Source organism: Alcanivorax xiamenensis (assembly GCF_009846745.1).
GTDB lineage: Bacteria > Pseudomonadota > Gammaproteobacteria > Pseudomonadales > Alcanivoracaceae > Alloalcanivorax > Alloalcanivorax xiamenensis.
This window is the reverse complement of sequence record NZ_AQPF01000002.1, coordinates 232,341-246,026: the sequence shown is the minus strand read 5'-3', so window position 1 is coordinate 246,026 and position 13,686 is coordinate 232,341. Positions and strand designations below refer to the sequence as shown.

The window sequence follows — 13,686 nt, the reverse complement described above, 5'->3', positions numbered from 1 at the left end:
AGCCACGATTGATCATGAGGCTTTCCGTTACGCGGTCGCCAGAGAATTATTTTGTTAATGTTATGATATAATGTAGCATTCAGGGCCGATCATGGATCGTCGATTTCGGGCGCGGGGTATCGGTAAGGACATTGATGATTGCCCGTTCCAGATTTTCGTTTGCGCTACACATGGGACATCAATGATTAAAGCTCCTGTTCTCCTGGTCGTTACCGCGTCCTGCCTTGCCCCCGTCGTAGCCAATGCCGACGCTTCTTCCGCCGCCGACCTGGATACGGTGGTGGTCACCCCCAATCGAATTGCCACGGAGCGGCGGGAAGTCGCCGCCAATGTCGAGGTCATTGACCTGGAGGAACTCACACAAACGCCAGCGATGTTTGCCACCGATTTCCTTAAAAAAAGCACCTCCGTGGATGTGATTCAGTATCCCGGCGGCCGCTCCGGGGTGGGCCTGCGTGGTTTCCGCCCGGAGTTTTCCGGCACCAACCAGCGGGTGTTGATACTGATTGACGGCCGTCCCGCTGGGATCACCAGCCTCGGTAATCTGCCCATGGCGGGGGTTGAACGGGTGGAGGTGCTGAAGGGTTCCGCCTCGGCGGTATACGGTTCCTCCGCCATGGGCGGGGTGATCAATTTCATTACCCGGGATTCCCGCGGCTCGGTTTCCGGAGGGTTCGGCATCGCCGCCGGTAGCTACGATACCTTGCGTGCGGATGCCCATGCCGGCGGTAGTTTGACGCCTAATCTGGATTTCGATGTCGCTTTTGATGAGCGTAGCCAGTTTGATGACTACGATCTGGGCCGTCAGTCCCGTCGCTTCGAGGATGGCTTCCGCCAGGGCGGTGGCGTGCGGCGCCCCTTTACCGGGTTCGAGACACGCTCCGGTTATGCCCGCTTTGGTTATCGGCTGTCACCGGAGTGGCGTGTGGACGCGCGCGGTCAGGTGTTGCGCGGCAACGACGTTGAGTCTCCCGGGGCCGAGTCCGATGGCCAGTTGAACCAGGGGCTCTCCGATGTCGATGCCTTCGGACTGGATCTCTCGCTGACTGGAACAATGGGGAATCATCAGCCTCTGGCCCGGGCCTATACCACCCGCGAGGCCTACGACAGCCATAAAGCCGCGGAGGGCCAATTGCTTTATAACGACAGTAACCGGGATACTCGTTTCCACGGTTTGCAACTGCGTGATGCCTGGAGCCTCAATGAGCGTTGGTTGTGGGTTTATGGCCTCGATTACGAGGAAGTCAGCAATACCAGCCGTCGCTACGACACCGAGGGTCAGCGTCAAGGGCCCTACTCTCCGGACGATGAACGTGAAACGCTGGGGGTTTACTCCGAACTTACCAGCAAATGGCTGGATGACCGGCTTATCGTCAATCTGGGCGCGCGCTACGACGAGATCGAGAACAAAGCCAGATCCACGCCTCATCGGGAGGATTTGATTCCGGGCAGTTCTCGCTTTGATACCTTCAATCCACGCGTTGGTGTGGTGTTCTTCCCCGAACAGGAACGGCGCTGGCGCCTGCATGCCAGCGCCGGGCGCGGCTTCGTGGCCCCGCTCACCCGCGAGACTTCGGGCCGTACCGAGGAAATCGTCGGACAGCGGCTGCAGATCGCCTACGGTAATCCGGATCTGGATCCGGAAACCAGCACCACTTACGACTTTGGCGTGGGATACCAGGCTGAAGCCTGGGATGCCGACCTGACCTGGTTCCTGACCCGAGTAAAAGACAAGATCGAGACGGTGATTCTGACCAGCACCGATGACCTCCGTGAGACCACTTACGTCAATGCCAGCCGGGCCCGGGCGGAAGGTTTCGAGGCGACGCTGGGTATTGATCTGGACTACTGGCTGCCACGGCTGCCGGGAAGCTTGCGTTTTACTACCACCAGTACCTATTACATGGAACGTGAACAGGACCTCCCGGATGGTCGGGAACCTTTGCGCAATGTGGCGCGCTTTAAGATCAACGCGGCGCTCGACTATGAAGGCAGCCGCTTTGGTGCGCGCCTCGCCGCCCGCCATGTGGATGGCATGCTCGATAGTGACTACAGCAGCGGCCGCTATTTCTCCGACAGGCAGGACCGGTTGTTCGAGTTCGACAGCACCACCCTGGTCGACGCCGATCTGCGCTGGTATATCACGCCGCACCATACCGTCGGCGTGCAAGTGGAGAATCTGTTCAATCGTTATTACTACGAGAAAGGCGACTATCCCGGTCCCGGGCGCCTGGTCCTGGCCAACTACCGCTATGACTTCTAGGAGAGCCCTGCCATGACGAGCCTGAACGGCCTTCGACTGATCCTACACGGCATCGCCGACCTGCTGGCCTGGCCGGTGATGATCGGGTTGCTGCTCGCCGCGGCGGTCACCCTGGTCGCGCTGGGCGGCACTCTGCGCCTGGCCTTGGTTCGCCGTCGACAACCGCGCCCGGCAAGTGCCATTGAGCGTCTTGATCAGGCCCGGCAAGGGAGCACGGATGACCCACTGTCCCTGCGTCTGGAACATATCCTGATGGACACCGAGCAACGTGCCTGGCGTTCCGTGTCACGGCTGCGGCTGTTGGTGCGCATCGGTCCTGCCCTGGGACTGATGGGTACATTGATTCCCATGGCCCATGCACTGCAGGGGTTGGCGGAAGGCCAGATGCCGGCGCTGGCGGGCAATATGGTCACCGCGTTCGCGGCCACTGTGCTGGGGCTGGCGATCAGTGTGGTGGCCTATCTGTTGGCGACCACGCAGGAACGCTGGGCTCGTCGCGATGGCGCCGAGTTGGCTTTGTACGCCGAACGTCTGCTGGCTCGCGATAATGAGGGGTCCCATGAGTGAACATCGGTTGCTGCGGCGCCATCGCCTGTTCGCTGAGAGCAGCTTGGATGATGACCCTCTCGCCGGTATCGCGAATCTTTTCGATGTCAGTCTGGCTTTCATTGTGGCCTTGATTCTGGCGCTGTTCTCTCTGTTTTCACTGCAGGATTTTATCGACCCGGACAGCCAGATGACGGTGATGACCCAGAACCGGGACGGTGAAACCACTCTGATTACCAAGGACCGGGAAAGCATCAAGGTACAGAAAGTCTCCGACCGGGAGTTGAGTGGTGCTGGCACACGATTGGGCACCGCGTACCGGTTGCCTGACGGGCAGGTGGTCTATGTGCCGGAAGATGGGGTGTCTCCCTGATGATGACATGGCAACGGACTCCGGTATCGCTGTTGATGGTGCTGGGCAGCCTGCTTGTTACGGTAACGGCATGGGCCGATACGCCACGTATCGGCCTGGTGTACGACGGTGGAGAAAGTACCGGGGCTGGCGAAATTCTACGCGCCGCCCAGGGGCTGGATGATCGTGCCACGGTCATCGTTTACGCCTCGGGGGATGGTGGTCATTCTTTGGATCAGGCCGGTATAGAGGCGGAACTGGCCGGGTTGGATCTGCTATTCGTGGATGGCGACTCGGATAATGCCCGTACTCATGCCCGATTGCTCCGGAGGGCCGGCGAGCATACCCGATTGGTGGTGGTCTCGCCGGGCGCTGACCTGAATGGCAATGTGGATGTCCATCAACATCCGGATCTGACCGGTTACTGGCGCATGCCGTCGCAGGTCAATTACCGGGGACTGATCGCTTATCTCGCGGTGTTGGCCGGTGGTAACGACGGGGCGCCGGTACCGGCGCCCCGTTCCTATCCGGAGCAGGGCTTTTACCGGCCGGGGGAGCCCGATCTGTTCGCCGACTGGCGGAGCTACCAGCGCGCGGGCGCCGAGGTGGACGAGGCTACACCGCGCATCGGCATCCTGTTCCATCGCAACCACTATCTGCAGGAAGACCTGGCCGGTGTGGACGCCCTGATCGAAGCCGTCCGGGTGGAAGGTGGCGAACCGGTGGCGCTGGCTGGCACTGGTGACGCCCGCCTCGATCTTTTGCTGGACGATCAGGGTATTCCCAGGGTGGACGCAGTAATCTTTCAGGGCACCGTTCTTGATCGTGACGACCTGAATCAGGGCATTGAACGGGCCCGGGCCCTGGGTGTTCCCGTGCTTTCCGCGTTGCATATTCGTCACCAGAGTGGCGAAGCGTACCGGCAATCAGCTCATGGTCTGGCGCCACGTAACTCGGGAGACATCGCCCGGGGGGAACGGGCGGGCATATTCGAACCGCTGGCGGTATCCGCTGCCGGGGAGCGCGGGTTCGGTCGGCGCGACGTTCTCCCCATGGTAGAACAAACCCGTTGGCGTGCCGCCCGGGCGGTGGCCTGGGCGCATCTGCACCGCCGGGCCAACGCCGAAAAGAAAGTGGTGTTCACCTTCTGGAGCGAAAGCGGCGGTAAGGCGGATCTGGGTGCCGATCCCGACGATTTTCTGGACGTGCCCGGCACTCTGATTGAGGTGCTCAAGGCGATGAAGGCACGCGGCTATGATCTGGGCGACGCCCCCTTGCCGTCCCGGGACCAACTGAGCCGCCAACTGGTGGACGAAGCGTCCAATATCGGTGGTTGGGCTCCGGCGTCGATCCAACAACGTGCGGCAAGGACAGACGCCATTCGTGTGCCTCTGGCGCGTTACCAGGAATGGTTCGGGGCGCTGCCCGCCCGGCTACGAGAGCGCATGGGGTCAGTCTGGGGCGCGCCTCCGGGGAACGTCATGGTGGCCGGCGACGGCGACGAACGTGTCTTGCTGCTACCGGCGTTGCGCTTCGGTAACATTCTGATCGCCGCGCATCCTGCCTGGGGTTACCTGGAGAACGACGCAGCGCTGAAGTCGCCGGACGCCCTGCCGCCTCATCATCAATACGCCGCCTTCTTCCTCTGGCTGCGGAACGACTTCAAGGCGGACGCCTGGGTCAGCCTGTTCAGCAACATCGTCCTGCAACCCGGCAAAAGCGAGGGCCCGCTGGTGGACGATGCCATTGGCCAGCTGCTGGGGGCCACTCCCCACATCCACCCGGAACGCCTGGGAGGAGCCGGCGGTCTGGCCAATAAGCGAAAAGCGCTGGCGCTCACTCCCGGCTGGTACAACCTGGTGGTGCCCACCGGCGAATTGACCACTCTGACAACCTTGAAGACGCTGTTACAACGCTACGATGATCTGGTCGGCCATGATCAGCTTCGCAGCGGGGCACGCCGGGCAATTCGCGACGAGGTCGCGGCCCTGGGCCTGGATCGAGCATTGTCCTGGGACGCCAGCAACGTGCCCTTCGAGCGCCTGCGCGAAGAGGTGGTTGGCCATATTGCCAATCTGGAACAGCAGAGTATGCCTTACGGCACTCGGGTACTCGGTCGGGCACCCACCGGAGACGCCCTGGCTGGCATGGTCACGGCCATGCTCACAGGCAATGGCCAGGAGCTCCTGCCCCCGGCCCTGCTTGATGCCGCCCTGAACGGGGCCAACGAAAAGGCACTGATCGCCGCCAACGACGGGCCCCTGTCCGATACCCGGCGGCAAACGGTACAACAGGCCCGGGACTACGCTGACGGTTTGCGCGGAGCGCCCCGGGAGGTCAGCGCCATCCTGGATGCCCTGGAAGGGCGCTGGATTGAGCCAGGGCCCATGTTTTCACCGTTGCGCCGCGCTGACAGCCTGCCGGTGGGCCGCAACCTCTACACCTTCGACCCGGCGATCATGCCAACACCGGAGGCGGAAGCCACTGGCTGGCAACTGGCCGAGGACACGGTGGCCACCTTTCAGGAAAAGCACCAGGGCCAACCTCCGAAACATCTCGCCTTCGTGTTGTTTTCCAGCGAAACAACCCGCAACCAGGGGGTCAATGAAGCGCACATCCTGGCTCTGCTGGGCGTACACGTCGAGCGGGACAGCCAGGGCCGTGTCTCGGGTCTTCGGCGCCTTTCCCGGGAACAATTGGGACGCCCTCGCGTGGACGTCACGGTCACCGCCAGCGGTACCTACCGGGATCATTATGCCGGACTTATGGATCTGATCGACCGGGCAGTACGTTTGGCCGCCGCCGCGCCGGAGGACGATAATCCCGTGGCCGCCTCCAGTCGCCAAAGAGCAGAGCGGCTCAAAGCCTCTGGCGCATCCGCCTCCGAGGCGGATGCCTTATCCACGGCCCGGGTGTTTTCCGCGGCGCCGGGGGCATACTCGCCGAACATCCAGTTCCTGGCCCGTTCCGGAGACCACCGTGGTGGCCAGGCGGACATGGCGGCGCTGTATCGTGATCGCATGGGGCATGTGTATGGTGGCGGCCGGGACGGCGATGCCATGCCGGCGCTGTTCTCGGACACTGTGAAGGATCTGCAGGGCGCAGTCTTACCACGCTCCAGCGACGTCAATGGCATGCTTGATCACCCCATGTCGGCTGCTTTTCTGGGTGGTTTGGATATGGCCGCCCGCGCCGCCGGAGGCCAGGGCGCGGAACTTTATGTAAGCCGCCCGGAAAGAGCTGGCGGCGGATCTCTGCAAAGCGCGGCCAAGGCGGTCCAGGAGGAACTCTTCACCCGTTATTTCAATCCGCGTTGGATTCAGCGGATGCAGGATCACGGCTACGACGGCGCGCGCGCATTCATGTTTCTCACCGATCAGCTTGATCTTTGGAATAGCACCACCGACCAAGTGGTGGGCAGCGCTGACTGGGCCAAGGTGAAGGCGGTCTACGTGGATGACGAATACGGCCTGGATATGCGCGATTTCCTGGATCGTCATAACCCCTACGCGGAGCAGGGGTTGTTGGCCAATCTGCTTGGAGCCGCGGAGCGTGGCCAATGGGACGCCAGCGACGCGGATAAGCGCCAGGTGGCCACGAGGTTGGTGGAGAGTGCCCTGGCCCATGGTAGCGCCTGTAACGCCAACCTTTGCCGCAACGAGACGCTGACCCGCTCCATTGAGGTGGCATTGGAACAGGCACCGGGTGGCAAGGCGCTGGCACGCCGTTACCGTCAGGCAGTGCGGATGGCCACTGGCACAGCTCCCGCGTTGACGGCCGCGTCGCCGGGGCGGAGTGGCGGCGCCCCGGCCGAGGTGACAGGTCGTGTCATGGAAACCGTGGCGCGTCCCGCGGTGTCGGCCAATACCGTCGGCCAGCCGGCCACCATGCTGTTTCTGGGGGGCGCGCTGCTGCTGATCGGTCTTGGATTCTGCCTGGAGTGGCGCCGCCGCTGATTGTGCCGACCAGGGGTTGGCGTGAAGTGGCTCGCCGGGCACAGTGCCGCAGCAAACAAAGACAGAGCTGTCTTCAAGGCGTTGAGTAGCGGCACGATTTCTGAGGTAACTGGTGGAAAGTTTTCTGTTGGTGCCGTCACAGGTGCTGAGCTTTCTGATAGGCAACGGTCAAGAACAAGCGACGGGTCTGATCCGCGGGATCGAGGTCGAACTCTCTCGCCGGTTGGTGACCGCGAGAGGGCGCAACGTTGATCCATAGTGCTTGCTGCCCTGGGGCTCATAAGTTCTGGCTTGGGAGGGGCCTCCTAAACCTAAAGAGAAAACTCAGTTGTAGTGTTCGTCGTCCAGCAGCATGTCTTCGTGGAACGCGCCGAAACGTCGCTGAGGGTCACACAGATGTATCTCCAGGATCCAACGCATTGCCGATGGCGGGACGTCAAGGTCGGCTAATGCCCCTGCATGGATAGCCGCATGCGGAAAGTCCGATATTCGGTGTCCCGGAAGGTCAAGATTCAGTTCCCAACCCATTTTTCGGGCGGTGCTTTCCGCGTATGCGTACAGCGCTTGGCCGGTCAGATTCTGGGAGCTCCAGACTTCTCGCGCGTCGTGGAAAAGACGCTCCGCATCGGCCGCACAGCGTGAATAGTCGGGGTGTTCGCCGACGATAAAGCTGGCGCCGCCATCGCCTTCCCAGGCGTTCACGCGAGGTGCGATGTCGATGAAGAAAATGTCGTTCTCCTGCAGCATCACGCCAGGCTCAGACTTGCGTTTCATCGGTTTGATCGTGTTTCGGCCAAAGCGCACACGGGTGGGGTGCCAGCTAAGAGCCATTCCGCTGTCGATCAAAACCTGTTTTGCCATGGTGACGGCTTCTTCTTCCACCATTCCTGGAGTGACACGGCTAGCGATGTCGTGAATGGCTTGCCGTGTTTTTCTGCGTGCCAATAGCATGCCGTCTGTCGAAAAGGCCGGGCCCACACGTTCGGCGGCATGTACGGTCGTTTTGTCCATGAAACAACTCCTTGATGATCGGGATGAGGGAGTGGTTATTGTCGTAGCAAGGGGCCTGTTCCACCCAGTGGCGTTTGGGCATGATCTAGGACAACCCGAATGTGTTTTGTGCCAACAATCATGCTGTCGGCTTCGTTGGGCGAGCAGCGGGTTGTAGAGTGCGCAATGTCCCCGTTGCGTTACGTAGGAGTCGCTCGCTATGGTCCATCATGTGGGTATCGTCGCCCCTCAGGACTCACAGGCTCTGGATATATTTGGACCGCTTGATGTCTTTGCCGAAGCCAATCGGTTTTTACTGCCGGACGCTCAGTATCATCTGACCGTTATCGGGATGGAGCCGCACTCGATCCGATGCTCAAACGGAGCCTTACTTCGACCTCACTGTCACTACATGGATGTAAAGGATGCGTTCAGCCTATTACTGGTGGCTGGTGGGCCCTCGATCCCTGGGCTTGAGGTATCGAGGGCGTTTGCGCTTTGGTTGGGCCAAGCATCGGCCCGGGCTCAGCGGTTTGGCTCGATTTGCAACGGAGCGTTCATTCTTGCCAGAGCAGGCCTTTTGGCTGGCCGCATGGTCACAACGCATTGGAACGATGCTGACGCATTGGCTGAGTTATGCCCCGACGCCAAAGTCCAGCCGGATCGCCTCTATATCAGCGATGGTAATCTGTACACCTCCGCCGGGGTTACTGCGGGCATTGATCTCGCTCTCTTTCTTGTGGCTCGCGATCAAGGTCAGGATGTGGCGCTCAATGTGGCAAAGCGGCTCGTTGTCTATACCCAGCGATCGGGAGGGCAATCGCAGTTCAGTCCTTATTTGATGCCGTTCATCGACTCAGATTCGCCAGTCGCGCAGGTGCAAGAGTATGTCTTGTCAAACCTGACTGCGGACCTCAGGGTGAAGGCGCTTGCGGATATGCTCGGAATGAGTCCGAGGAATTTCTCCCGTGTATTCTCGCGGGAAACCAGAATGAGTCCGGCTGAGTTTGTTGAGATGGTCAGGGTTGATGCGGCCCGCGGGCTGTTAGAATGTGGAAGATTGCCATTGAAGACCATTGCGGCCGAATGCGGATTACGTGATGCGCAACTTATGCGTTCTGTGTTTCTGCGCCGTCTCGGTGTGTCTCCACGGCAATATAGGGCGAACTTTGGAAGTATGGAAAGGCAATCAATCGAAGAAAGATGGAATATCTGACCCCATGAGATCCCCATGTGGTTATAGCTTTCCCGATATGGTGGCGGCTTGCACGACGTCTATTCATATCGACGAGTAGAGAATCCTATTGGGCAATAGGCGCCTTTAAAAACAGTGCTCAGCTGGGCGACCTCTCCGTCCGATTAGGGACAGGAGCGGCCACTGGCGCGTGGTTGAGCGCCTCCTTCGTGGGGGTGCCGTTATAGTGTCGTTATAGGCGGGAGGGCAGGATCGGAGTCCGGAGGCCGCCCTGATTCTCGATCCGACAGGGCGTCATGCCGCAAGCGGCAAGGGACCACGATGACCGTCTTGGCAGCGGGAGATGGGCGTGCCGGTTCAAGTCCGGCCTCTGTACCAAATTCGTGGTGCGCCAAGACACCTTAAACTTGGCGAATCATAGGCCGGGGCGCTGTTCTCCGGCTTTTTTGCCTGCGATATCATCACGCCGCCTGCCTTCTTGCCACGAACGGTTCTGAATGGCTCGAGTATCGGATATCGGACCCGGCGCCGGGCTCCATATCCGCACTGTTGATCGCACCAAAGTTGTATGGCGGCACTGGACATTTTATGACAGAAGTGATGTCCGGATTTCCTGAAAGCAGGTGGTGGAGAGGCAAATGCTGGAGCAGGCACTATTGACTGACATGTCGGGCCGCCCCATCGCACAAGATGGCCCCACGTCATCCAGAGATTGGGACGAGGTTCAGGAATTCTGCCGCAGGGTCTATATGCCCTATCGCGTAAGGCCGGCTACACCGCGGTTGCTTCCTTCCGCCACCATGCGTTCGGTGGAAGTCCAACGCATCACGATGACGCGATTTTCTTATGGCGTTCCCGTTCATCTGGATAATTTCGATCCGGCGGCGGGGAATATTCTGGTCCTGAACACCATTAAAGGTGCGTTGCGCCATAAGCAGGACGAGGTCTCTGACGTTAGCACCGGAGCGGGGGAAAGCTTCGTGGTCGATTGTTCAAGAACCGACTATTGGCTCGATGCCGACAGCCATCATATGCAGTTAAACCTGACGATCCCCCATCAAGCGATGGCCGATGTCGCCATGCATTGGTTGGGGTTCGTGCCGGACGACACGCTGTGGACCCGACGATTGGCTTTCGGAGGGAACGGCTCGCGGTGGTATGCCTTGCTGTGCTATGTGGTCCGGTCCGTCGAGGCCTGCGGCCGCCTCAAGGCGGAGCCGGTGATGGCCCGGCACCTGGAGGAACTGCTATGCCTGGAGCTGTTGCAAACATGGGGGGATGGCGTGGGCCTGGCAATGCGCAAGGAAACCATGCCGGTGACGCCACGCTATGTTCGTCAGGCCGAGGAAATCATGTCCGAGCAGGCCGATAACCCACCCACCATCGGCGAAATCGCACGAATGGTGGGGGTTTCCGCTCGGGCACTGTCCGATGGATTTCGGCGCTCCCGTGGCGTTACCCCGTACGACTTTTTACGTGCCCGCCGATTGGAGGGCTTGCGCAAGGCCTTGCAAAACCCATCGCTGGGAGAAACCGTGACTTCGATCGCCGCTGATTGGGGGTACGTCAACCTGGGGGCCTTGGCGCGCATTTACAGGCGCCGTTTCGGCGAACTGCCCTCACACACTTTGGCCGCCGCGAAACAAACGTAATACAAAATATCTTCCGATTCGGAATGCAGCCCGCCGATTTCGAATGGCGCGTAGCCTCATGCCGACGCACGCTTCACTGTCCGTCATCCCACAACATTCAATAAAAGGACAATGACATGACCGACTTGAGAGCGTCCATTGACAGCATCCTTCATCGAGTTGTCACGGAAAGCCCGCGTGTACCCGGCGTCGTCGCCATGGTCACGGATCGGGAGCGTGATTTGTATTCCGGCGCAGCCGGAGAGCGAGGGCCGGACGGAATGCCAATGACAGAGGACACTGTCTTCGCGATCTTTTCCACCACCAAGGCCATCGCGGGAACCGCCGCGCTGCAATGTGTCGAGGAGGGACTGCTGGATCTGGACGCACCAGCCAGGGAATATGTACCCGTCATTGGCGAATTGCCGGTGCTGGATGGCTTTGATGCCCGTGGCCAGCCGGTATTGAGAGCACCGGAATCCGACATTACCACCCGCCAACTACTGACCCACACCGCCGGTTTTGGCTATGACTTTTTCAACGAAAACTATTCGCGCATGGCGGCGGAGCATGGCCAGCCCGGCGCGATAACCTGCTCTCGAGCGAGTCTTGAGACACCCTTGTTGTTCGACCCCGGGACCCGATGGGAATACGGCACGAACATTGATTGGGTCGGCCAGATCGTCGAGAGCATCCGTGGCCAGCGTCTGGGCACGGTCTTGCGTGAACGCGTTTTTGCGCCACTGGGCATGGAAGACGTCGGGTTTACCCGCACCGCCGCCATGCGGGATCGTACCGCCGCTGTCTACGCGCGCCAGGCTGATGGTGCACTCGAGGATATGAATTTCTTTCTGCCGGATGAACCGGAAGTCGACTGCGGCGGACATGGTCTGTATGCCAGCGTGCCGGAATATATGAAGTTCATTCGTATGTGGCTCAACGACGGCGCCGGATCGAACGGCCAGGTGCTGAAGCCCGAGACTGTCGCCATGGCGGTGACCAACCAACTCGAACCCCATCAGAAAGTGGGTATGTTGCCGGGCGTCATCGCGCCGTTATCCAATGACGCGGAGTTCTTTCCGGGGTTGAAGAAGGGGTGGTCTTTCACCTTCATGACGGTGGAGGAAGACGCTCCCACCGGTCGCCCTAAAGGCGCTATCGGTTGGGCGGGGCTGGCTAACCTGTTCTATTGGATTGATCGTCGCAACGGCATCGGTGGCTACTGGGCGACCCAGATCCTGCCCTTCGGCGACCCCTCCTCGTTCGCGGGCTATCTGGATTTTGAAGGTGCCGTTTATCAATCCATGAACCGTGTGCGGGAGGCTTGAGACGGGGCGCCATCGATACTTTTCCGCCCTGTTGTGGTGTCTTTGGGTATGGACGGCGCTTGCTGGAAGGGGCGGGTCCGGGACAGGTCCGGACCCGTGTGAAGCTTCTCCGGCCAGTAATAGAGCATCACCGCCAGGGTGTTGCGGTGCTCGCCGCGGGCGGGGTCGGTGCTGCCGTCGGTGGCCGGAATCATGTCCGCCTTGTCATCAAACTCCCGTTCCAGCGCCGCTTTGACCTTGCCGATGACCGGGTTGTCCGGCTCTTCCGCGAGCAGGAAACACAGCGCCATCTCGGTATACACATCCGGCTTGGTGCCTTGGATGACGTGGCCGGCCCGGTGCTCGAAATAATCGAAAATCCAGGCAAAGTCCTTGCGCGCCACGGCATGTTGGTAATAGCCGCTGGCGGCGATCACCAGATGGGTCATGCCATAGACCTTTTCCTGCAATTCGAGCCCCTGGTGCCGGGTGTCGGGTGGGTAGACGCGCCGAAAGGCCTGTTGGTAGGGCTCGCGCAAATCCTGTAATCCGAGCCGGTACAGGTAGTAGACCAGGTTCGCGGTCTGCGCCGAGTACACCGTGATGACCTCGGGATCGAGTACGAAGGAGCGGAAGTCGAATTCCCTCAGATAGGCCAGGGCGCGGCCGGTGCCCTGAAACGGCGGTTTGCCGGCAAGATGCAACTCCTCAAGTTGATTGACGCGGTACAGTAACCGTTTGGCGAAGGGCAGCTCGCCACTGCGGCGCAGCAAGGCCTTGCGGCGTTGATACTTGAGGGTGTCGTCGCGGTAGTCGTCCACCAATTGGCTGGCCAGGGCCTGCCGCTGGTCCGCGGAGTCGAGGGCCTGCATGGCTTGCCGCCAGCGCGGCAGAATGGCCAGAACCTCGTCGCGGATCGGTGCCAGATAAACGTCGTCGCCGGTCAGACGGTACAGGCGTAGGGCGTAGTGGCGCTGCTTGTCCGGTGGCAGGGACGGCAGCACGGTCTCATAGCGGTCCCGGATCTGTTCGCCGAGAGATGGCGCGGAAGGCGGTGAAGCGGTGGCGATGGCGCCAGTCAGGAGTGTCGACAGGGCAGCCAGAACGAGCAGGGCGTACAGGCGGAAGCCGGACATGGGACTCCCTCCGGGTGGCACCCCGGTGACCGGGGTCATAGTGCCCTTGTACCGCCGCCGAGGGGCGCCCCGCAACAACCATGATGACGGGCTGTGACGCCGGTCCACGGCGGGACAGGGGGGCCCGGGTTTGCTAGAATAGCCGCCGTTTGGGCCGGTCGCCGAACCGACCGCGCCGCCGATGATTCAAAAGGCCCGCGCCGAGCGGGTTTTTTTGTGACCACCGTCCATGGTGGTCACCCGGCGGGCCGTCCCTGGGGTGACGTCAAAAATCGCTCCCGGCGATTTGTTTGTGACCATCATTCATGAT

Annotated in this window: 9 protein-coding genes; 7 read left to right on the top strand and 2 right to left on the bottom strand. The window is 60.7% G+C overall.

Features of this window, described 5'->3' with window-relative positions; all coding sequences use genetic code 11:
- Positions 1-181: 181 nt before the first annotated feature.
- From A6D6_RS02675 to A6D6_RS02660, 4 genes are read left to right on the top strand one after another with little or no spacing between them, the layout of a single operon-like run.
- The gene (locus A6D6_RS02675) at positions 182-2,263 is read left to right on the top strand and encodes a TonB-dependent receptor plug domain-containing protein (RefSeq protein WP_159659847.1); all 2,082 of its coding nucleotides are present in this window, start codon (positions 182-184) and stop codon (positions 2,261-2,263) included.
- Positions 2,264-2,275: 12 nt separating this feature from the next.
- On the top strand, positions 2,276-2,830 hold the full coding sequence (locus tag A6D6_RS02670; RefSeq protein WP_133492351.1) for a MotA/TolQ/ExbB proton channel family protein: 555 nt from the start codon (positions 2,276-2,278) through the stop codon (positions 2,828-2,830).
- Positions 2,823-3,182: a DUF2149 domain-containing protein gene (locus A6D6_RS02665; RefSeq protein ID WP_133492352.1), complete on the top strand. Its 360-nt coding sequence runs from the start codon at positions 2,823-2,825 to the stop codon at positions 3,180-3,182. The genes A6D6_RS02670 and A6D6_RS02665 overlap by 8 nt, the downstream gene beginning before the upstream one ends.
- A complete protein-coding gene (locus A6D6_RS02660; RefSeq protein WP_159659846.1) occupies positions 3,182-7,117 on the top strand; it encodes a cobaltochelatase subunit CobN in 3,936 nt (1,311 codons plus the stop codon). Before A6D6_RS02665 ends, A6D6_RS02660 begins: the two co-directional genes overlap by 1 nt.
- A 324-nt stretch (positions 7,118-7,441) precedes the next feature.
- On the opposite strand, the gene A6D6_RS02655 is transcribed toward A6D6_RS02660, so the two are convergent.
- Complete coding sequence (locus tag A6D6_RS02655; RefSeq protein WP_159659845.1) at positions 7,442-8,128, bottom strand: M24 family metallopeptidase; 687 nt, start codon at positions 8,126-8,128, stop codon at positions 7,442-7,444.
- A 199-nt stretch (positions 8,129-8,327) separates the two neighbouring features.
- Here A6D6_RS02655 and A6D6_RS02650 point away from each other — a divergent pair, with 199 nt between their 5' ends.
- From A6D6_RS02650 to acmB, 3 genes are all read left to right on the top strand, one after another.
- Entirely contained in the window at positions 8,328-9,323 is a 996-nt protein-coding gene (locus tag A6D6_RS02650) for a GlxA family transcriptional regulator (RefSeq protein ID WP_159659844.1), read from the top strand.
- 617 nt (positions 9,324-9,940) lie between these two features.
- The gene (locus A6D6_RS02645) at positions 9,941-10,954 is read left to right on the top strand and encodes an AraC family transcriptional regulator (RefSeq protein WP_133492356.1); all 1,014 of its coding nucleotides are present in this window, start codon (positions 9,941-9,943) and stop codon (positions 10,952-10,954) included.
- A 116-nt stretch (positions 10,955-11,070) separates the two neighbouring features.
- Entirely contained in the window at positions 11,071-12,261 is a 1,191-nt protein-coding gene (gene acmB, locus A6D6_RS02640; RefSeq protein ID WP_133492357.1) for a methyl acetate hydrolase AcmB, read from the top strand.
- Here acmB and A6D6_RS02635 read toward each other — a convergent pair.
- Positions 12,231-13,376 (bottom strand): DUF3541 domain-containing protein, encoded by a 1,146-nt coding sequence (locus tag A6D6_RS02635; RefSeq protein ID WP_159659843.1) that lies wholly within the window; start codon positions 13,374-13,376, stop codon positions 12,231-12,233. The genes acmB and A6D6_RS02635 overlap by 31 nt on opposite strands.
- Between the last annotated feature and the right edge of the window lie 310 nt (positions 13,377-13,686).

What these genes read in the sequence shown, in the direction of transcription:
- acmB (WP_133492357.1), top strand. Translation starts at nt 11,071, where the DNA reads ATGACCGACTTGAGAGCGTCCATTGACAGCATCCTTCATCGAGTTGTC.
- A6D6_RS02665 (WP_133492352.1), top strand. Translation starts at nt 2,823, where the DNA reads ATGAGTGAACATCGGTTGCTGCGGCGCCATCGCCTGTTCGCTGAGAGC.
- A6D6_RS02650 (WP_159659844.1), top strand. Translation starts at nt 8,328, where the DNA reads ATGGTCCATCATGTGGGTATCGTCGCCCCTCAGGACTCACAGGCTCTG.
- A6D6_RS02675 (WP_159659847.1), top strand. Translation starts at nt 182, where the DNA reads ATGATTAAAGCTCCTGTTCTCCTGGTCGTTACCGCGTCCTGCCTTGCC.
- A6D6_RS02670 (WP_133492351.1), top strand. Translation starts at nt 2,276, where the DNA reads ATGACGAGCCTGAACGGCCTTCGACTGATCCTACACGGCATCGCCGAC.
- A6D6_RS02645 (WP_133492356.1), top strand. Translation starts at nt 9,941, where the DNA reads ATGCTGGAGCAGGCACTATTGACTGACATGTCGGGCCGCCCCATCGCA.
- A6D6_RS02655 (WP_159659845.1), bottom strand. Translation starts at nt 8,128, where the DNA reads ATGGACAAAACGACCGTACATGCCGCCGAACGTGTGGGCCCGGCCTTT.
- A6D6_RS02660 (WP_159659846.1), top strand. Translation starts at nt 3,182, where the DNA reads ATGATGACATGGCAACGGACTCCGGTATCGCTGTTGATGGTGCTGGGC.
- A6D6_RS02635 (WP_159659843.1), bottom strand. Translation starts at nt 13,376, where the DNA reads ATGTCCGGCTTCCGCCTGTACGCCCTGCTCGTTCTGGCTGCCCTGTCG.